Source organism: Ruegeria sp. ABV3_008 (assembly GCF_056161185.1).
In genome coordinates, this window is record NZ_JBSWYP010000001.1 from 501,556 (window position 1) to 520,039 (window position 18,484).

The following is an 18,484-nucleotide window of genomic DNA, read 5'->3' on the forward strand; positions in this document are numbered from 1 at the left end:
AAGATGTCGCACCCCTGGCCTGATCAGAATTATGCCGATCAGAGTCAGGTTTGCGCGGCGGGTTTGGCGCAAAATCCGGTGAAATGCCCATATATAGGGGCGCTTTGCGCTATGAGCTCATGATTTTGTTCATCGCGGGATGTGCCAGTTTTTGCCGATCTCCACGTGCATAAGGTGTCAGGTCCGGTGCGTCACACCCTATGCGCGTGGTTCTAATCGGCGTACCACCAGACCTCGGGCATGTATTGCGGGCCATCGCCATAGATTGGCAGGGTCTCGGGGTATTTCAGCGCACTGACATGGGCGATACGGCCGACGTCGAAGCTCCAGATCGGGATCACGTATCGGCCCGCCGTCAGAACGCGGTCGAGGGCGCGGGTGGCGGCCACGAAATCCTCGCGGCTTTCCGAAGCCAGCATGGAGTCGATCATCCCGTCAACAGCGGGTGAGGAGACGCCCATCAGGTTGCGCGTGCCCGGTGCATCAGCGGACTCGCTGCCCCAATAGAGGCGCTGTTCATTGCCTGGTGACAGTGACAGGGCACGGCGGAACGGGGTCATATCGAAATCTAGCTCAGATACCCGCCCGGTATATTGCGCATTGTCGACACGCTCAGTCGTGACCTGAATGCCCAGACGTTCCAACGCACGGGTGTAGATCTCGACCGCTGTCTGCATCTCACCATCGCCTTGTTGCAGCAGAACGGTGATCTGAAATGGCTCACCCGCGGCGTTGCGCAGCACGCCGTCCTGAATGGTCCAGCCAGCCTCGGCCAGCAGTTTTGCCGCTTGCCGCAGGTTTGCGCGATTTCGGGCTGAGCCGTCGCCCACGGGTGGGGCGTAGCCTTCCAGCGTTCCGGGGATCAGGTCTGCGCTGTAAGGCGCCAACAGTTCCGCAACGCGCCCCGTCGCGGGTCCTGGTTGCATCGCCAGATCAGAGCCGGAGAAATAGGATGATATCCGCGACTGCGCGCCGCCGGTGATCGTGTCATTGATGAATTCGAAGTTGAACGCCAGCATCAGGGCTTCACGCACGCGCCAGTCATCGAACGGAGTTTTGCGGGTATTCATCACCAGCCCGGTCATTCCCGAGGGTTTGCCATGCGGAATCTCGGTCTTGATCACATCGCCGCGCTGAACAGCGGGGAAACTGTACTGCGTGTCCCATTTGTCGGCGTTGAACTCACGCACGGCCGAAAGCTCTCCGGCTTTGAAGGCTTCGAACAGAACGGTAGCATCGCCGTAGAATTCGATCCGGATGTCATCGAAATTCATCGTGCCACGGCGAAACGGAACATCAGCGCCCCAATAGTTCGGATTTCGACGCAGGTTCACGTAGCGACCGGCCTCGTAATCTTCGACCACATAGGGTCCGCTTCCGACAGGAACGTCGTGCAGCTGCGCGTCCGCAAAATCCTTACCTTCCCATTGGGCTTTCTGAAGGATCGGACGCAGCCCCACGATCAATGCAAGTTCGCGGTCAGCTTCGTTAAAGCTGATCCGGACCGAGCGCGGGCCGGTCTGTTCGATACTGTCGATCTTGGACCAAAGACCGCGATAGCGCAGATGCCCTTCGGTCCCGAGGGTCTGGAAAGACCAGATCACATCGTCAACTGTGACCGGGGTGCCATCGGAGAATCGAGCCTCGTCCCGGAGGGTAAATTCCACCCAAGAGCGGTCTGGCGCAGTCTCAACCGATTCGGCTAACAGCCCGTAAAGAGTGAAAGGTTCGTCCCAGGATCGGCCCATCAGGCTCTCGTGGGTCCAAAATCTTAGCTGCCACGGAGGGGTGCCTTTTTGCACAAACGGGTTCAAGCTGTTAAAGCCGCCGGTGTTTCCGAAAACGACTTTGCCGCCTTTTGGCGCCTCTGGGTTGGCATAGGGTAGAGACACAAAATCCGGTGGTAAGGCCGGGTCGCCATACATAGCTATGCCATGAGTCGATTCTGCTTGTGCCAAAGAGGACGCAAAAAGCAGGACGATTCCCGCTGCCAAACCACGAAGCGGGTGTGAAAAATACGGGCTCATTTTGGAAACAATCCTGCTCTGGCCTTATTTTGTTGGGATTCATCGTAGCGATGATTTTTCTTGTTTTCAAACTTTTAGCTTGGACGAAAGCGCAGAATTGCTTATAAGGGTTTCACTGCTCGATAGGTTTCTTGCCTGTATGAAACCTGCCTCAATAACTTAACGCCCGCTTCGTGCGGGCGTTTTTTTTCGCAGATTTGCAGCTACTCATTCTGCAGTTCCCCGTTTTCTTTGCAGGTGCAGCATGGCACTCTGCGTGCCAGGTGAACTCAGAGGAAATGCAGTCATGAGCCTTTCGGGAAAAACGGCAATCATCACGGGGTCGAATTCGGGCATCGGTCTGGGCATCGCGCGCGAGCTGGCGAAGGCCGGGGCGGATGTGGTTTTGAACTCGTTCACAGATCGCGATGAAGATCACGCGTTGGCGGAAGAGATTTCGAAAGAGACCGGTACAAGCGCGCGCTACATTCAGGCCGATATGTCCAAGGGGGATGAATGCCGCGCCCTGATTGAGAAGTCGGGCTCCTGCGATATTCTGGTGAACAATGCGGGTATTCAGCATGTGTCGCCAATTGACCAGTTCCCGATCGACAAATGGGACGCGATCATTGCGATCAACATGAACTCGGCCTTCCACACGACTGCAGCCGCTTTGCCGTTGATGCGCGCGAGTGGGTGGGGGCGCGTGGTGAATATTGCCTCGGCCCATGGTTTGACGGCCTCTCCGTTCAAAGCGGCCTATGTGGCGGCCAAGCACGGTGTTGTTGGCATGACCAAGGCCGTCGCATTGGAAACCGCGCAAGAGCCGATCACCTGCAATGCGGTTTGTCCGGGCTATGTGCTGACCCCTCTGGTCGAAGCGCAGATCCCTGACACGATGAAGGAATACAACATGAGCCGTGAGGACGTGATCAAGAACGTCATGCTGGAGCGGCAACCGTCCAAGGAGTTCGCCACGGTCGAGCAATTGGGCGGAACGGTTCAGTTCCTCTGCTCAGATGCCGCGGCTCAGATCACCGGCACGACGATCTCGGTCGATGGTGGCTGGACGGCTTTGTGAGCTTGCATGGGGGCTCTGCCCCCATACCCCCGGGTTATTTTTTGGCTAGATGAAGAGGCGGAACCATGAAGCGGATCAATCTGGCTTTGCAGGGTGGTGGAGCGCATGGAGCGTTCACTTGGGGTGTCCTCGACCGGCTTCTGGATGAAGAGGATATCGAGGTTGCGGCGATCACCGGAACCTCGGCCGGGGCTTTGAACGGGGCTGCGTTCAAGTCCGGTATGGTTGCAAATGGGCGCGAGGGCGCGCGGGCGCGGCTGGATGGATTGTGGAAACGCATGGGGGCCCTTGGCGATATGCGTATTGCCAACTGGTTCAGGGGGCTTGAGCCTGCGAGCATTGCGCAGGCGATGGAGTATTCGCTGCCTTACTCCATTGGCGATGCGTGGTCGCGGATGGTGTCGCCCTATGCCTATGGTCCGTTCTATTCGAACCCGCTGGAATCCGTGGTGGATCGGTTCAACTTTGATGAGGTTTGCGCTGATCAGGGGCCACGTCTGTTTGTGTGCGCGACTTGCGTTCGTAGCGGCAAGATCCGCGTGTTCACGGGCGATGAGATCTCGACAAATGCGATTCTGGCCTCGGCCTGTTTGCCCACGCTGTTCAAAGCGGTTGAGATTTACGACCCTGAAACCGACAGGACCGAAGCCTATTGGGATGGCGGCTATACCGGCAACCCGGCGCTGTACCCCTTGTTCGAGGGTGACCTGCCCGATGATGTTGTGATCGTAAATATCAACCCTCTGGAACGGGACGAGTTGCCGGTCACGCCGCAGCAAATTCAGAACCGGATCAATGAGATCAGCTTTAACTCATCCCTGTTCCGCGAGCTGCGGGCGATCAATTTCGTTCAGCGGCTGCTGGAAGAGGGTAAGTTGAAAGCCGGTGAGATGAGCCGTGTGTTGGTTCACATGATTGCGGATAATGAGTTGATGAACAGCTTGTCCGTGGCGACCAAAACTGTGCCCAATCCGGTGATCCTGCACAAGTTGAAGCACGCGGGCCGCGATGCGGCAGATGGGTTTCTGGCGCGTTACAAGGATGATCTTGGGCAGCACAGTACCGTTGATCTGCCCGCAATGTTTGGTTGATTACTCGGGCGGCTGCGTCGGGTCTTTTTCGTTAGGATAGACCAGACCGGCCGAGATCACGAGTTTTGCGGCCTCTTCAATCGACATGTCCAGCAGGATCACGTCTTCTTCCGGGAAGAACAGCAGAAAGCCGGAGGTTGGGTTGGGCGTTGTCGGGATGAAGATGCTCAGGAGGTTGCCGCCGGTTTCGGCGCGATTGCTAACCTCACCCCTTGCTGTGGTCGAAACGAAGCCGATGGCCCAGATGCCACGACGCGGATATTGCACCAGGCAGGCTTTCTCGAAAGAGCGCTCGGTCTGTGCGAACACCGTCTCCGAGATCTGTTTGATCCCGGAATAGATTGAGCGGACGATAGGCATCCGATCGACGAGGCTCTCGGTGAACGAGATGAAAGATCGGCCCAGAATGCCTTTGGCAACCCAGCCGACCAGAATGGTGAACACCAGAAAGATGATGACGCCGACGCCGCGCAGGTTGATGCCCACATATTCCTCAGGGCGGAACTGTTGTGGCACCAGCGGCAGAACGGCGCTGTCGATCCAGCCCACGACGGACCAGATCAGCCAGATTGTCAGCCAGACAGGCGCAATGACAACGATACCCGTCAGAAAAGAACCGCGCAGGCGCGAGAACAAGCCGGGGCGGCGATGGGGCTCTTCGTCAAACGGTGTGTTCATTACAGGTCCGAGTGGTTTGCGAAACTACCTAAGCAGTCCGATGCGCCGGTGCAATAGGGCAGGTTTACGCGCCGTTTACCAGTGCCTTAGCAATATTCGCCGCCAATCGTGCGTTGTTGCGCACCAAGGCGATGTTCGCGGTGAGTGAACGGCCCTCGGTCTTTTCAAAGATCCGTTGCAGTAGATAGGGCGTGACGGCCTTTCCGGTGATCCGATGAGCATCTGCATCCGCCTGGGCAGCGGCGATGATCGGGGCCAGCTCCTCGGCCGGGATCTGGTCTGCGGCCGGGATCGGGTTCGCGACCAGCTGACCGCCCGGTAGGCCCAGCGCGCGGCGCGTCGCATGAGCTTTTGCGATGGCCTCGGCACTGTCCATGCGCAGCGGTGCGGCATATGGGGATTGTGCGGACCAGAAGGCGGGAAAGGCATCCTGACCATAAGCGATGACCGGAACGCCCAGCGTTTCAAGAACCTCAAGCGTTTTAGCTAGATCGAGGATCGCCTTGGCACCAGCGGCCACGACTGTCACCGGGGTTTGGCCCAGCTCATGCAGGTCGGCGGAGATATCAAATGTGGTCTCGGCCCCCTGATGGACGCCTCCGATCCCGCCGGTCGCAAACACCTCGATCCCCGCATATTGCGCGGCGATCATTGTTGCGGCCACTGTTGTGGCTCCGGTCCCGCCGGTCGAGATGCACGCCGCCATATCCGCGCGCGAGATTTTCGCGACGCCCTGAGCCTGGCCCAAGGCCTGCAGCTGGTCGGGTTCAAGGCCCACATGCAGCACGCCTTCGATCACAGCCATGGTCGCTGGCACAGCTCCGGCATCGCGGATGTCCTGTTCCACCTGCGCGGCGACCTCAACGTTCTGGGGGTAGGGCATGCCGTGGGTAATGATGGTGCTTTCCAGCGCCACGATTGGGTGGCCTGCGTCTTTCGCGGCGCGGACCTCGGCAGAGTAGTGGATAGGGATCACAGCGGAGTTTCTCCTGAAACGTAAGTTGCAGCGGCGTGGAGCGCGCGGGTCAAAGCAGTTTGCGCGTCGGCGCCGTCAGATTCTGAAGCGATATGAGCGGCCATGAATGTGTCGCCCGCGCCGGTCACGCGGGTCACAAGCACGGACGGAGGTGTCTGGGTCAGAACGCCCGAGGCCGCGCCCACGGTGGCCGAATTGCCACCATCAGTGACGAGAACGCGCAGCGCGCCCCGGTCCAGCAGGCCTTTGGCGGCGGATTCTGAATCAGTGAACTCGCGCTGACACAGTAGGCCAGCCTCTTCGAGGTTCACATAGAGAGTTGCGCGGGCATGTTTTAGGAAGGGCAGTAGACGTTCGGCCTTGCCGGGCGAGGCCGGTGCAACCCGCAGGTCCGCCTTGGCGAAGGCGGGGCTTTGGGCGATTTCTTCCAGAAGGTCCAGCGTCAGGTTGCCGTCCAGCGCAATGGGTCCTTCGAACGGTGTGTTCTCATAGCCCAGCGGTCCGTGCATCAACGGGCGCAGGATTTTCGCCCCCGAAGCCTCAAGCGAGTGGGCGTCAGCGATGGCCGCGATCAGGCCGTTGGCCCCTTCGACAGCCATGTAGCGATCAGTCGGCAGGTCTTGCGAGCGGTAGATATGGTCGGTGATCATGCCGAGCCGGGCGCAAGCGTGGATCAGCTCGTCACCCTCCGGGTCGCGGCCAATGGCGGTCAGTAGGGTAGGGGTCATGCCAAACCGCACCAGCGTCATGGCGATGTTCATGGCGACGCCGCCGGGCAGGCGGGTGATCCGCCCCGGCACGTCCGATCCTTGCCGCATGGCACTGGCCGAGCGTCCGATCACGTCCCATAGGACCGAGCCGATACACAGGATTTCACTGTTCTGAGTCATGGTGCTGTCATGCCGCAGCGCTGAGGGCCGTGCAAGCCAGAACGTCAGCGGTAACAGAGATAAGGCCTCTGTGTTCCGGTCCGTATTCGTTTCGACTTGCGATCCGATGCGTTCGGCGGGACACTCGATGTGTATGATTGATAATTTTATTGATGAGCGTCGCAGATGAGCGGTATTTTCCGTTTCCTCCTGATATTGCCTGCTTTTCTGGTCCTTTCGACATGGTCCGCGAAGGCACAGACCCCTCCGACGATTGTCGAGTTCTGGACGAAGGCAGACACTCTGTTTCTTGAGGTCACGTTGAATGCCGAGATGTTCCTGTCCGGGATCGACCCCGAAACTCGTCCCGATTTTGCCGATGACGCGCGGTACAGAGACTTGCGCCGGCGGGTCTCCTCAGAGCTGGAGCCTGAGGTTCGGTCGTTTGTCAAAGACTGGGCCGGGACGCTGAGGGTCGAACTCGCAGGCCCGACCCGCCTGTCCTATGAGGGCGTGCGCATCCCCATTGTCGGTGATCCTGATACTCCGCGTTTGTCAAAGCTGCTGCTGGCCGCGCCGCTGCCGGACGGGGCGTCGAGTTTGCGCCTGACATGGCCGGAGGGGCACGGGCCTGCCGTCGTTAAACAACAGCGTGTCGACGCACCCTACACGGGCTATCTGGTCGCCGGAGAGGTCAGCCCTTTGATACCGTTGCAAGGCGGTGCCGCGCTCGGCCCGCAACAGGTGCTGCAGGTGTTTCTGCCCAAGGGGCTGACCCGCATCCTTCCGCATGGCTACCACGAGATCGCCCTTGTGCTGTCGCTGGTCTTTTTGACTCTCAGCCTGCGTCCGCTGTTGGCGCAGATGTTGTTTGTGTCCCTAGGACTGATCTTCGGTCTGGCGCTTTCGGTCTATGGCGCGGTTGCGTTGCCCTCTGCGGTGGCCTCTCAGGCGCTTGCGGCTGCAACCCTCGTTTTGGCGCTGTGGAATTTGGTTCTCAGGCGTCTGACCGTTTTCCGCTTGCTCGCTGTTTTTGGTGCCGGATTGTTGTGTGGGATAGCGCTCAGCACCTCGCTGGCGAGAATTGGGGTGCCACCGGATCATTTGCCGCCCGCGATATTCGGCTACGCGGGCGGAGTACTGGTAGCGCTCTACGCCATAGCTGCCGTAAGTTTTGTGATCTCGGCGCTGATTGCCGGGGCGTCTGAGAGGATGCGAGGCCGGATATCCGTTCTGGCCTCGATCCTGATTGCGGGAATTGCCGTTTATTGGTTGGCCGAGCCCCTGATACTCAGCTAGCCATATGGGACAACAACTCCTCCAGAGCGGTCGAAGGGTCCTCGGCCGACCAGATTTCATCGCCGATGCCGAAGAAATCCGTATGTGGGGAAAGGGTGCGGATCAAGTCTGGGGTCAAGCCACCCTCGGCCACGACCGGGACCTCGATCATTTCTGACCACCATTGGAATAGGTCCTTTTCGGCAAGAGTGCCGTCGCCCAATGACGACGCTCCGACCGGGCCGAAGGCGACATAGTCGACGCCTGCTTCGCCAGCCGTCATGCCGTCATGGCTGGAGGCCCCACAAAAGCTGCCGACAATCGCATCCGTTCCGAGCTCCTTTCGTGCAGCCCGGACCGAGCGCGCTGCGTCGTCCAAATGTACGCCGTCCAGCCCCAGCCGTTGCGCCAGCAGAACGTGGTTCGAGATCACGATGGCCACGTCCCGCGCATGCGCAACCTCGCGGCAGGCATCTGCGGAGCGGGCGATCGTGTCCTCGTCATTCCCAGCCAAGGCCAGCCGGATGCAAGCAATCTCGGTCCCGTCAAGAACCCGCGCCAATTGGTCGGGGAAGGTACTAAGCGTGATGGTCGGCGGTGTGATCAGATAGATCTGAGGCTGCTCGGGGGTGTCCATTAGCGCGTCCTTCGCTTTCATTCTTTTGCGCGGTTTAGCGGATTGAGCGCGGGAAGCAAACTTTTAAGCCTGTCGAGCAGGTATTTGAGAACAGAAGAAGAGGATCGGGTTGCCCTGATGGGGCTGGGTGATTAGAGCAGGCGGAACTTTCGGAGACAACCATGCCTAGTGACACCTCTCAGCCTTCCTTTGTGCTCGTGCGCCCACAGATGGGCGAAAACATCGGGGCCGCCGCGCGAGCGATGTGGAATTTCGGGTTGGATCGAATGCGGGTCGTGGCCCCTCGGGACGGGTGGCCGAACCCGAAGGCGGTGGCGATGTCCAGCGGTGCCGGTCGGCTTCTGGATGAGGCACAATTGTTTGACGATCTGGCGGGATCGCTGTACGACACCACCTTTGTGTTTGCGACCACCGCACGGCAACGCGGGTTGACCAAGCCAGTCTACAGCCCGGAACGCGCCATGCAGATCGCGGCTGAAAAGGTTGCCGCAGGGGAAAAGGTCGCCGTGTTGTTTGGCCCCGAACGCGCGGGGCTTGAGAATGAGGATATCGCCAAGGCCAATGCTATCATCTCGGTGCCCGTGAACCCGGAATATGCCTCGCTCAACCTTGGACAATGCGTGCTGCTGACAGCCTATGAGTGGATGCGCCAGACCGGTGATGTGGTGCATGAGGCTACCGATCTGGGCAAGGGCGACTGGGCGACTGGCATCGAGGTCGAGAAGCTGGTCGACCACTATGAAGATCGGCTGGAAGAGGCTGGTTTCTTCTACCCGCCAGAAAAGGCCGAGGGTATGAAGACCAATCTGCGCAACCTGTGGTCGCGGATGCGGATGACGCGGGCGGATGTGCAGATGTTGCACGGAGTCATGCGTCAGATGGTCCGTTGGAAAGACAAAGGGTAAGGCTGGACCTTGCCCCTCACTGGCCCTAGCTTGCGACCAAATCCAGGACATATGAGGACAGCATGAGCGCCAAGCGCAGCATCTTCGAAGAAGTCTCAGACACCGAAAAACAACAGGCCGTTCAACCCGGTATGATCGACAAGGGCCGGGGCGGGGCACGCAAGGCGATCCGGGCGTGGCTGATGATCCTGTTCGCTCTGGTCGTTGTGATGATCGCCGTTGGGGGGCTGACCCGGCTGACCGATAGCGGGCTGTCGATCACCGAATGGCGTCCGATCACCGGGGCCATCCCGCCGATGACCGAGGCCGACTGGCAATCCGAATTCGACAAGTACAAGGAAATCGACCAGTGGCGCATCCAGAACCAGTGGATGGAGCTGACTGATTTCAAATTCATCTACTGGTGGGAATGGGGCCACCGCCAATTGGGCCGCGTGATCGGTCTGGTCTGGGCAATTGGCTTCTTTGGTTTCCTGATCGCGCGCAAAATCCCAACGGGTTGGACCGGAAAACTGCTGATCCCCGGCGCTTTGGGTGGCGTTCAGGGCGCGGTCGGCTGGTGGATGGTCGCCTCGGGTGTGACGCAGGGCGAAGGGATGACGGCCGTTGCAAGCTATCGTCTGGCGACGCATCTGGGCTTGGCCTTCGTGATCCTTGGCTTCCTCGCGTGGTATATCTTTGAGCTGGGCCGGGACGAGCGCGACCTGATGCAGGCGCGCCGCGCGAAAGAGGCGAAGCTGTTCTCGCTCTCGACCGGCTTGCTGCATTTCACCTTTTTGCAGATACTCATCGGTGCTCTGGTCGCCGGGATTGACGCCGGGCGGTCTTACACCGACTGGCCGCTGATCGGCGGGCAGCTTTTGCCGCCAGATGCGACCATGCTGGAGCCGATGTGGCGCAACTTCTTCGAAAGCCCCGGTCTGGTGCAATTCATCCACCGTTGCGCGGGATATCTGCTGTTCATCTTCGCCATCATCGTCTGGCGTCGGGGGCAGGGCAGCGCCCATCCACAGACCCGTTTCGCCTTCAACGCAGCCTTTGCGGCCCTGTCGCTGCAGGTGGTGGTCGGGATCGTCACGGTCGTCTACGCAGCCCCATGGCAGATCGCCATTTTCCACCAGTTCATGGCCGTCGTGGTCTGGACCCTGATCCTACGCGCGCGCTTCCTGAGCGGCTATCCAATTGCAACCTCAATCCGTGGAGCGTGACCGATGAGCGCCTTTGACGACCTGATGGCCTTTCAACGTGAAACCTCGGCCCTTGGTCAGATTGCCGGTCGGCTGGGCTGGGATCAGGAAACCATGATGCCACGCGGAGCTGCCCCGCAACGGGCCGAGGAAATGGCCGCGATCGAGGCCGTTTTGCACGCGCGCAAATCCGACCCGCGCGTGGCCGAATGGCTCGACCAGGCCGACGCGAGTGATGCCTCGGGTCAGGCCCAGCTGCGTGAGATCCGCCGGTCCTACGAGCGCACCATCAAAGTCCCCGCCGATCTGGCCAAAGCTCTTGCTCGTGTCACATCTGCCGCGCAAGGCAAATGGGCGCAGGCGCGCGCGGATGAGGACGTCTCGGCCTTTCTGCCCGTGCTGGAGGAGGTCGTCGCGCTGAAACGCGAGGAAGGGGCGGCGCTGGCGCAGGGCGGTGACATCTATGGTGCCATGGTCGAGGATTATGAGCCCTATACGACTGGAGCGCAGATTGCGGAGATCTTCGATCAGATGCGCCCCCGCTTGGTGGCACTGCGGGCGGCGGTTCTGGATCGGCCCGCCCCAAAGGCGCTGGAGGGCTCTTTCGACGAAACCGAACAGATGCGCTTGTCACAAAAGCTCGCGCAAGCGTTCGGCTATGACCTGAACCGGGGCCGCGTCGACAAGGCGGTGCATCCGTTTAGCTCGGGCAGCGGCTCGGACGTGCGGATCACGACCCGAACCAGCGCGACTGACCCGTTCAACTGCTTCTACTCAACCATTCATGAGGTCGGCCACGCCGCCTACGAGCAGGGTATCAACCCCGACTACGCGCTGACGCCTCTGGGTCAGGGCGTGTCGATGGGTGTGCATGAAAGCCAAAGCCGGATTTATGAAAACCAGCTTGGCCGCTCGCGCGCCTTCACCGGATGGCTCTTCACCCAGATGCGCGACGCGTTCGGAGATTTCGGGATCGCGGATGCCGACGCCTTCTACGCGACTGTGAACCATGTCCAAAACGGCTATATCCGGACCGAGGCGGATGAGGTGCAATACAACCTGCACATCATGCTGCGCTTTGACCTGGAGCGCGCATTGATGGCCGGAGACCTGCAGGTCTCGGACCTCGAGACCGCATGGAATGACCGCTTCAAGGCGGATTTTGGCTATGCGGTCGACAAGCCCTCGAACGGGTGTTTGCAGGATGTCCACTGGTCCGTGGGTCTGTTCGGCTATTTCCCGACCTACTCGCTGGGCAACGTCTATGCCGGGTGTCTCTATCAGGCGCTGCGCGGCGCTGTGCCGGGGCTGGATGGTCAATTGGCCGAAGGTGATACCTCTGGCGCGACCACATGGCTGCGCGAGAATGTGCAGAAATATGGCGGGCTTTACGCCCCGCGTGATGTCATCCAGCGTGCAAGCGGTGTTGAACCGGGGCCGGACCCGCTGCTCAGCTATCTTGAGCAGAAATTCGGCGCGCTTTACGGGCTTTAACAGGGCCGCTCACGTTGCCGTGTGCCCGCGTGGTGTTCCGCGCGGGATTGGCTAGGGTGGGGCATCTGACCCCGGCGGAGATTACGGTGCCCTTCACTTCTTTGGTAAAACCCCGGCTTGCCGAGATCATCACCAGCCGAGGGCTGCAAAACGCGCGTCGTGGTCTGTATGAGCTGGGGCGCAGGGCGCGTGGCGCGCGACACGAGGTTCACTATTTTCACGATGCGTCAGACCCGTATTGCGCACTGACCGCGCAAGTTTTGCCGGCATTTGATGCGCGCTATGACATTGTGCTGCGCCCGCATTTGATCTCAGGCCCGCCAGCCGAGGCAGTCCCTGATCCCAAAGCGCATCGTGAGAACGCCTTCGAAGATGCAACGCGTTTGGCGCAAAAGCTGGGTTTGGACGCGCCGAAGGCGGATGGTGTGACGCCAGAAATCAACGCTCGTCTGGCCGCCCATCTTGGAGAGTCGGATTTCGCGCAACATCTAAAAGCCATCAGCGCTGCCCAATGGGCCGGGCGGGATTTACCTGCGGGCAAACAGAGTGATCCCGGCGCTGCCCTGCGTGCCGGGGATCAGGAGTTGCGGGCCATGGGGCACTATCTCGGCGGCACGTTTTACTATGGCGGCGAATGGTATTGGGGCGCGGACCGACTGCACTATCTTGAAGACAGGTTACAGAGCGCTGGATTGGGCACTGGCCCCCTTTTAGTCCCGCCCCCAGAGCCGGTATTTGACAGCCAAGCCGCCCCGAAAACCATCGAGTTTTTTTCTCCTTCCGCAGCCCGTATTCTTATCTGGCTTTTGACCGGGTCCAACATTTGGCAGCTCAGTGCAACGCGGAACTGATCCTGCGTCCGGTGCTGCCGATGCTGATGCGCGGCCTGCCAGTGCCCAAGGCGAAATCCCGATACATCCTGCAGGATTGCACGCGTGAGGCACGGCGGCTGGGTATCCCGTTTGGCCGCATCTGCGACCCTCTGGGCGCCGGGGTCGAGCGCGGTTATGCCTTGTTCGACTACGCCGCATCCGAAGGTCGGATGGGAGCGTTTTGCTCTACCTTCATGCGCACAGTCTGGTCAGAAGGGGTGGATGCGGCCAGCGACAAGGGCCTCTCTCAAATCGTCCAAGCCGTCGGTTCGAATTGGCCCACGGCGCGCGATGAGCTGAAATCACAAACTTGGCGTCGGCGGGTTGAGCAGAACCAAAACAGGCTGCAAGACATTGGCCTTTGGGGTGTTCCTAGCTTCCACGTCGACGGTCAGAGCATTTGGGGTCAGGATCGGCTCTGGGCTGTTGCTGATCTATTGGGCACTGAATCAAAACAGGCGCTGCCCGGGTCCGGTTAGCGCCTGTTTCATGTTCTCTAGCCGAAAGACTATTCTTCGGCCTCGTCCTCTTCCCCTTGATCGGCGATCCAGGCGACGCTCACGACCTCTTCACCCTTGCCGGTGTTAAACACCCGCACGCCGCCGGCGCTGCGGGACCGGAAGGAAATGCCATCGACCGGCACGCGGATCGACTGACCTTTTGAAGTGGCCAGCATGATCTGGTCATCAATCTCGACCGGGAACGAGGCGACAAGTTCGCCGCCGCGCATCGCCTTGTCCATTGCGGCAACGCCCATGCCGCCGCGCCCACGGACAGGGTAGTCATGGCTGGAGCTCAGCTTGCCTGCACCGCCCGCTGTGATGGTCAGGATCAGGTTCTCCGCAGCCGACATCTCGGCATAGCGCTCCTGAGGCAAGACGCTGTCGGCATTGCCTTCTTCCTCATCGCCCTCGGCCTCATCAGTGACGCCCGCCATCAGACGGCGCATCTTGAGGTAGGCGGCACGCTCATCCGAGGTCGCATCGAAATGGCGGATGACAGACATCGAAACCACTTCGTCATTGCCGGAGAGGCGCACGCCGCGCACACCGACCGAAGAGCGGCTGTTGAACACTCGCACATCTGTCGTCGGGAAGCGGATCGCACGGCCGGATTTGGTGACCAGCATCACATCATCCTCTTCCGAGCAGATGCGCGCGTTGATCAGCTTCGTATCGGCATGCTCATCCTCGAACTTCATGGCGATCTTGCCGTTGCGCTTCACATTGGTGAAGTCGGACAGGCGGTTGCGCCGCACGGTGCCTGCGCTGGTGGCGAAGACGACCTGAAGGTTTTCCCATTCCTCGTCCGGAACGTCGACCGGCATGATCGCCGCGATGGAGACTCCGGTCGGGATCGGCAGGATGTTGACGATCGCCTTGCCCTTGCCGGTCCGCCCCGATTGCGGCAGGCGCCAGGTCTTGAGCTTGTAGACCATCCCGTCGGTCGTGAAGAACAGCAGCTGCGTATGGGTGTTGGCCACGAAGAGGGTGGTGACCACGTCCTCTTCCTTGGTCTGCATCCCCGACAGGCCTTTGCCGCCACGCTTTTGCGCTCGGAAATCGGCTAGTGGCGTACGCTTGATATAGCCGCCCGAGGTGACAGTCACGACCATGTCTTCGCGTTCAATCAGGTCCTCGTCTTCCATGTCGCCGGACCAATCGACGATCTCGGTGCGACGGGGTACCGCGAACTGATCTCGTACTTCGCGCAGCTCATCGCCGATGATCGACATGATGCGTTCGCGCGAGGAGAGGATATCCAGGTATTCTTTGATCTTGGCGGCCAGTTGCTCCAGCTCGTCCGTGACCTCTTTGACGCCCAGCTGGGTCAGGCGCTGCAGGCGCAATTCGAGGATCGCACGGGCCTGAACCTCGGTCAGGTTATAGGTGCCGTCATCGTTCATTTTGGACAGCGGGTCGTCGATCAGGCGCAGATAGCCTTCGATCTCCGCGGCGGGCCAGCGTCGGGTCATCAGTTTCTCGCGTGCCTCAGCCGCGTCTGCCGACGAACGGATGGTGGCAACCACTTCGTCCACATTCGAGACGGCCACGGCCAGACCACACAGAATATGGCTACGCTCGCGTGCTTTGCGCAGGTCATATGCGGTGCGGCGGGCGACGACATCCTCGCGGAAGTCGATGAAGGAGGTCAGGAACCGGCGAAGGGTCAGTTGCTCGGGCCGGCCACCATTCAGGGCCAGCATGTTGCAGCCGAAGGAGGTCTGCATCGGCGAGAAGCGATAAAGCTGGTTCAGTACCACCTCGGGCGTTGCATCGCGCTTCAGCTCGACCACCACGCGCACGCCGTTGCGGTCGGACTCGTCCTGCACATGCGCGACGCCTTCGATGCGCTTTTCGCGCACCGCTTCGGCGATCTTTTCGATCATCGAGGCTTTGTTCACCTGATAGGGGATCTCGTCCACGACAATGGCGTAGCGATCCTTGCGCAGTTCCTCGACTCGGGTCTTGGCGCGGATGATAACGCTGCCGCGGCCTTCCAGATAAGCCTTGCGCGCACCGGAGCGGCCCAGCATGACGCCGCCGGTCGGAAAGTCAGGGCCGGGCACGTATTCGATCAGCTGCTCGGATGTCAGATCCGGGTCGTCAATCAGCGCCAGCGTGGCATCGACCACCTCACCCAGATTGTGCGGCGGGATATTCGTGGCCATGCCCACAGCAATGCCGCCAGCGCCGTTGACCAGCATGTTCGGGAAGCGGGCGGGCAGGACGGTCGGTTCTTTGTCTTTGCCGTCGTAGTTGTCCTGAAAATCGACCGTCTCTTTTTCAATGTCCGCCAGCAGGGCGGCGGCGGGCTTGTCCATCCGCACTTCGGTGTAACGCATGGCCGCCGGGTTGTCGCCGTCCATCGAGCCAAAGTTGCCCTGACCATCCAGCAGTGGCAGCGACATCGAGAAATCCTGCGCCATCCGCACCAGCGCGTCATAGATCGCGCTGTCGCCATGCGGGTGGTATTTACCCATCACATCGCCGACCGGACGGGCCGATTTGCGATACGCCTTTTCATGCGTGTTACCGGTCTCGTGCATGGCGTACAAAATCCGCCGATGCACGGGTTTCAGACCATCGCGCAGATCGGGGATCGCGCGGGAAACGATGACCGACATGGCATAGTCCAGATAGGACGTGCGCATCTCGGATTCGATGGAGACCGTCGGGCCGTCATAGACAGGGCGCTCAGGCGGGGTTTCATCCATGTTTTCAGGTGTTTCTGGCGTATCGCTCACGTAAACTGCTCGTTTCTTGTGCAGACTCTATATTTTGTGGTTCTACTCTATCAGACCCAGCACATAAGGTGCAAGCAAGCAACGAATCCGCGCGTGAAAATCCAAAGTAACACTCGGGTAACATCTTGTTATCCAAATGTTAGGTGGTTTTGCTGCTATCATGGAGAGACCCTGAATGAAATCGGAGGTCTGAATGCAGCAAAGCGAAACCGAATTGATGCTGAAGGGATACGGTCTGACGACGGCGGAATTCTTCTACCATATGCCTGACTATATCCATGTTCTGAATACATTTATCTGGCAAGAATATGATCTCGCGCCCGATCATCCGAAACTGTTCGAATTCATCGACTTTTGGCAGCGCGAGATCGAGGGGCCTTTGCACTCGGTCAAGTTCACGCATCGCAAGATGATCGCGCCGGGAGAGTGGCGCAATATGGTGGGTGAGTTCCGCGTGAACTGACGCCTTATCCCGCCCGCCACGCGTAGACCGAACACCCGGTTGAGCCCGAGCTGGTGAAGCTGTTGCCATCTTCAGCCAGACGACCGCGCCATTGAACCGTAATGCCGGGGAAATAGTCGGTGCCGCTGATCTGTTGGTCATTCACGTAGATCACCGTGTTGGCTTTTTGACCCAACGAGTCGGTGAGGCTTCCGGTGTATTTATTGCCACCGGCATGAGAGTAGCGCACCGTTCCGGTCACTTTGACGACGACCGCGCAAGTGGCCTTGAACTGCCAGGTGCCAGCCATCGTCACACTCGCCGACACAGACGGCGCAGGGGCCGGTGCAGCGACGACCTTGCAGATCGTGCCGCTTTTACCCTGCAACTCCTCCAGCGCGTGCTGAGTTCCCAAATCATCTGCCCCCAATTGCGACGCGCTCGCGTCGCGGTAGCGTGCAAAGGCCTGTCTTGTGCGTGGTCCGGCGACACCATCTGCACCTCCGGCACTGCAGCCCAGTGCGTTCAAGGCCGATTGCGTGGCGCGCATCACTTCGCGCGAATCTGAAATGACCGGGGTGTCTGGGGCTTCGGGGGCCGGAGTGCGCTCTGTCTCGATTGGCAGCTCAACCGAGGCAAGGCTGTCGCGCAATTGCAGAGCGACCTCGTAGGAGTAGTTCTCGGACCGATCCTCATACTTCTCAAGAAATGCGTCCAGTGCGGTCACCGTTCCGACCGAGCGCGCAAGCTCTAGATCGGCGCGCATATCATCTGTTTGGGGCGTTGGTGTGGTCCGCGGAACCGTTACGACGGCTGGGGTGAAATAGAACTCTCCCAGCAGCTCATCATAGTAGGCGGGGATTTGCGTGTGCTGAACAGTGCGGGACAGGTCGCGCACCTCGCGTCGCAGGTCCGAGACCATGCTGCGCAGCTCAAGACCCGGTTCTGACAGGCGCGGCAGCAATGCGCGGGTGAAGACTGAGTTCTTCGCGGGTTCATCATCGCTCAGGCGGTCCAGCGCCATCTGGCCGGCCCCGGCCGAGAAGATCACGAACATACCCTCAGGCGCGTTGATGCGCCCCAGGCCACGTGTACGCCCTACGCTGCGCCCCGATACGGTTTCAAACGGATTGTCACGGCAGGCGTCAATAATGGTGATCGAGGTGCGCGCACCGGTGGCGCGGACGCGGTCCAACAGGTTCGACAGGGCGATGGATTCGGATATCACGAAATCGGTCTCGCCGGACGAGGGCGCGACGATATCGGTCGGCAGCAGGTAATTCTCTCCGTCGATCTCAACCCCGTGACCGGCGAAGAACACAAAAGCAGTGTCGCCAGCCTCAAGCCGGGCCGTAAAGTCCGCGATTTTCTGGTTCATACCGCGCCGGTCGAGGTTGAGACCTTGGATGGTTTCAAAGCCCAGATTTTCCAGCTTGTCGGAAACCGCCTCGGCATCTGCGACAGCTTTCTTCAGATCAACGACCGAGTTGTATTGATCATTGCCGATGACCAGAGCCAAACGCTCTTGCGCCCAAAGCGGGGCGGCGAAACATGCAAACAGAAAAAACAGAAACTTGTTCATCTCAACAACCCAAACTGGAATGATCCTGTTACATCTATAGCGGAAAACCGCCGCGTCCCTCAGTGATTTGGATTACTTTGGCTGTACCCATCGAATAAGAGGCGGTTTTCAGGTCATGCGACGGAAAAAAGAAGTGCTA

16 protein-coding genes are annotated in these 18,484 nt (G+C 59.8%); 9 read left to right on the top strand and 7 right to left on the bottom strand.

Going from position 1 to position 18,484, the window contains the following annotated elements:
- Positions 1 to 212: 212 nt before the first annotated feature.
- Positions 213 to 2,027 carry an extracellular solute-binding protein gene (locus tag ACXAH8_RS02500; protein WP_475215782.1) on the bottom strand — a complete coding sequence of 605 codons (1,815 nt, stop codon included), beginning with the start codon at positions 2,025 to 2,027 and terminating at the stop codon, positions 213 to 215.
- A 286-nt stretch (positions 2,028 to 2,313) separates the two neighbouring features.
- Between ACXAH8_RS02500 and ACXAH8_RS02505 the strand changes: the two genes are divergently transcribed.
- Positions 2,314 to 3,087 (top strand): 3-hydroxybutyrate dehydrogenase, encoded by a 774-nt coding sequence (locus ACXAH8_RS02505; protein ID WP_475215784.1) that lies wholly within the window; start codon positions 2,314 to 2,316, stop codon positions 3,085 to 3,087.
- Positions 3,088 to 3,152: 65 nt separating this feature from the next.
- A complete protein-coding gene (locus tag ACXAH8_RS02510; protein ID WP_475215786.1) occupies positions 3,153 to 4,178 on the top strand; it encodes a patatin-like phospholipase family protein in 1,026 nt (341 codons plus the stop codon).
- On the opposite strand, the gene ACXAH8_RS02515 is transcribed toward ACXAH8_RS02510, so the two are convergent.
- The 3 genes from ACXAH8_RS02515 to ACXAH8_RS02525 all read right to left on the bottom strand — a co-directional run bounded on the left by ACXAH8_RS02515 (position 4,179) and on the right by ACXAH8_RS02525 (position 6,722).
- Positions 4,179 to 4,856 carry a DUF502 domain-containing protein gene (locus ACXAH8_RS02515; protein WP_170373840.1) on the bottom strand — a complete coding sequence of 226 codons (678 nt, stop codon included), beginning with the start codon at positions 4,854 to 4,856 and terminating at the stop codon, positions 4,179 to 4,181. It lies immediately after the preceding gene.
- A 64-nt stretch (positions 4,857 to 4,920) separates the two neighbouring features.
- Positions 4,921 to 5,832 carry a pseudouridine-5'-phosphate glycosidase gene (locus ACXAH8_RS02520; protein WP_170458499.1) on the bottom strand — a complete coding sequence of 304 codons (912 nt, stop codon included), beginning with the start codon at positions 5,830 to 5,832 and terminating at the stop codon, positions 4,921 to 4,923.
- Positions 5,829 to 6,722, bottom strand: coding sequence for a PfkB family carbohydrate kinase (locus ACXAH8_RS02525; RefSeq protein ID WP_475215788.1), 894 nt, complete (start codon positions 6,720 to 6,722; stop codon positions 5,829 to 5,831). Before ACXAH8_RS02525 ends, ACXAH8_RS02520 begins: the two co-directional genes overlap by 4 nt.
- Positions 6,723 to 6,887: 165 nt before the next feature.
- On the opposite strand from ACXAH8_RS02525, the gene ACXAH8_RS02530 reads away from it, so the two are divergent.
- The gene (locus tag ACXAH8_RS02530) at positions 6,888 to 8,000 is read left to right on the top strand and encodes a HupE/UreJ family protein (protein WP_475215791.1); all 1,113 of its coding nucleotides are present in this window, start codon (positions 6,888 to 6,890) and stop codon (positions 7,998 to 8,000) included.
- On the opposite strand, the gene ACXAH8_RS02535 is transcribed toward ACXAH8_RS02530, so the two are convergent.
- A complete protein-coding gene (locus tag ACXAH8_RS02535) occupies positions 7,993 to 8,616 on the bottom strand; it encodes a thiamine phosphate synthase (RefSeq protein ID WP_475216266.1) in 624 nt (207 codons plus the stop codon). The two genes, ACXAH8_RS02530 and ACXAH8_RS02535, sit on opposite strands and share 8 nt — an antisense overlap.
- 161 nt (positions 8,617 to 8,777) lie before the next feature.
- Here ACXAH8_RS02535 and ACXAH8_RS02540 point away from each other — a divergent pair, with 161 nt between their 5' ends.
- From ACXAH8_RS02540 to ACXAH8_RS02560, 5 genes are all read left to right on the top strand, one after another.
- Positions 8,778 to 9,521, top strand: coding sequence for an RNA methyltransferase (locus ACXAH8_RS02540; protein ID WP_475215793.1), 744 nt, complete (start codon positions 8,778 to 8,780; stop codon positions 9,519 to 9,521).
- Positions 9,522 to 9,583: 62 nt separating this feature from the next.
- Positions 9,584 to 10,729, top strand: coding sequence for a heme A synthase (gene ctaA, locus ACXAH8_RS02545; protein ID WP_475215795.1), 1,146 nt, complete (start codon positions 9,584 to 9,586; stop codon positions 10,727 to 10,729).
- 3 nt (positions 10,730 to 10,732) lie between these two features.
- The gene (locus ACXAH8_RS02550; RefSeq protein WP_475215797.1) at positions 10,733 to 12,202 is read left to right on the top strand and encodes a carboxypeptidase M32; all 1,470 of its coding nucleotides are present in this window, start codon (positions 10,733 to 10,735) and stop codon (positions 12,200 to 12,202) included.
- A gap of 86 nt (positions 12,203 to 12,288) precedes the next feature.
- Complete coding sequence (locus tag ACXAH8_RS02555; protein ID WP_475215799.1) at positions 12,289 to 13,053, top strand: hypothetical protein; 765 nt, start codon at positions 12,289 to 12,291, stop codon at positions 13,051 to 13,053.
- Positions 13,026 to 13,553: a DsbA family protein gene (locus tag ACXAH8_RS02560; RefSeq protein WP_475215801.1), complete on the top strand. Its 528-nt coding sequence runs from the start codon at positions 13,026 to 13,028 to the stop codon at positions 13,551 to 13,553. The genes ACXAH8_RS02555 and ACXAH8_RS02560 overlap by 28 nt, the downstream gene beginning before the upstream one ends.
- Positions 13,554 to 13,582: 29 nt before the next feature.
- On the opposite strand, the gene gyrA is transcribed toward ACXAH8_RS02560, so the two are convergent.
- On the bottom strand, positions 13,583 to 16,321 hold the full coding sequence (gene gyrA / locus ACXAH8_RS02565) for a DNA gyrase subunit A (RefSeq protein WP_475215804.1): 2,739 nt from the start codon (positions 16,319 to 16,321) through the stop codon (positions 13,583 to 13,585).
- Positions 16,322 to 16,514: 193 nt separating this feature from the next.
- On the opposite strand from gyrA, the gene ACXAH8_RS02570 reads away from it, so the two are divergent.
- The gene (locus ACXAH8_RS02570) at positions 16,515 to 16,784 is read left to right on the top strand and encodes an usg protein (RefSeq protein WP_170373832.1); all 270 of its coding nucleotides are present in this window, start codon (positions 16,515 to 16,517) and stop codon (positions 16,782 to 16,784) included.
- Positions 16,785 to 16,788: 4 nt separating this feature from the next.
- Here ACXAH8_RS02570 and ACXAH8_RS02575 read toward each other — a convergent pair whose 3' ends face one another.
- Positions 16,789 to 18,345, bottom strand: coding sequence for a caspase family protein (locus ACXAH8_RS02575; protein ID WP_475215807.1), 1,557 nt, complete (start codon positions 18,343 to 18,345; stop codon positions 16,789 to 16,791).
- Positions 18,346 to 18,484: the final 139 nt, after the last annotated feature.

Excerpts from the sequence above, each read along its gene's own strand:
- ACXAH8_RS02550 (WP_475215797.1), top strand. The coding sequence starts at position 10,733 with ATGAGCGCCTTTGACGACCTGATGGCCTTTCAACGTGAAACCTCGGCC.
- ACXAH8_RS02515 (WP_170373840.1), bottom strand. The coding sequence starts at position 4,856 with ATGAACACACCGTTTGACGAAGAGCCCCATCGCCGCCCCGGCTTGTTC.
- ctaA (WP_475215795.1), top strand. The coding sequence starts at position 9,584 with ATGAGCGCCAAGCGCAGCATCTTCGAAGAAGTCTCAGACACCGAAAAA.
- ACXAH8_RS02570 (WP_170373832.1), top strand. The coding sequence starts at position 16,515 with ATGCAGCAAAGCGAAACCGAATTGATGCTGAAGGGATACGGTCTGACG.
- ACXAH8_RS02540 (WP_475215793.1), top strand. The coding sequence starts at position 8,778 with ATGCCTAGTGACACCTCTCAGCCTTCCTTTGTGCTCGTGCGCCCACAG.
- ACXAH8_RS02575 (WP_475215807.1), bottom strand. The coding sequence starts at position 18,345 with ATGAACAAGTTTCTGTTTTTTCTGTTTGCATGTTTCGCCGCCCCGCTT.
- ACXAH8_RS02535 (WP_475216266.1), bottom strand. The coding sequence starts at position 8,616 with ATGGACACCCCCGAGCAGCCTCAGATCTATCTGATCACACCGCCGACC.
- ACXAH8_RS02525 (WP_475215788.1), bottom strand. The coding sequence starts at position 6,722 with ATGACTCAGAACAGTGAAATCCTGTGTATCGGCTCGGTCCTATGGGAC.
- ACXAH8_RS02505 (WP_475215784.1), top strand. The coding sequence starts at position 2,314 with ATGAGCCTTTCGGGAAAAACGGCAATCATCACGGGGTCGAATTCGGGC.
- ACXAH8_RS02500 (WP_475215782.1), bottom strand. The coding sequence starts at position 2,027 with ATGAGCCCGTATTTTTCACACCCGCTTCGTGGTTTGGCAGCGGGAATC.
- ACXAH8_RS02530 (WP_475215791.1), top strand. The coding sequence starts at position 6,888 with ATGAGCGGTATTTTCCGTTTCCTCCTGATATTGCCTGCTTTTCTGGTC.
- ACXAH8_RS02510 (WP_475215786.1), top strand. The coding sequence starts at position 3,153 with ATGAAGCGGATCAATCTGGCTTTGCAGGGTGGTGGAGCGCATGGAGCG.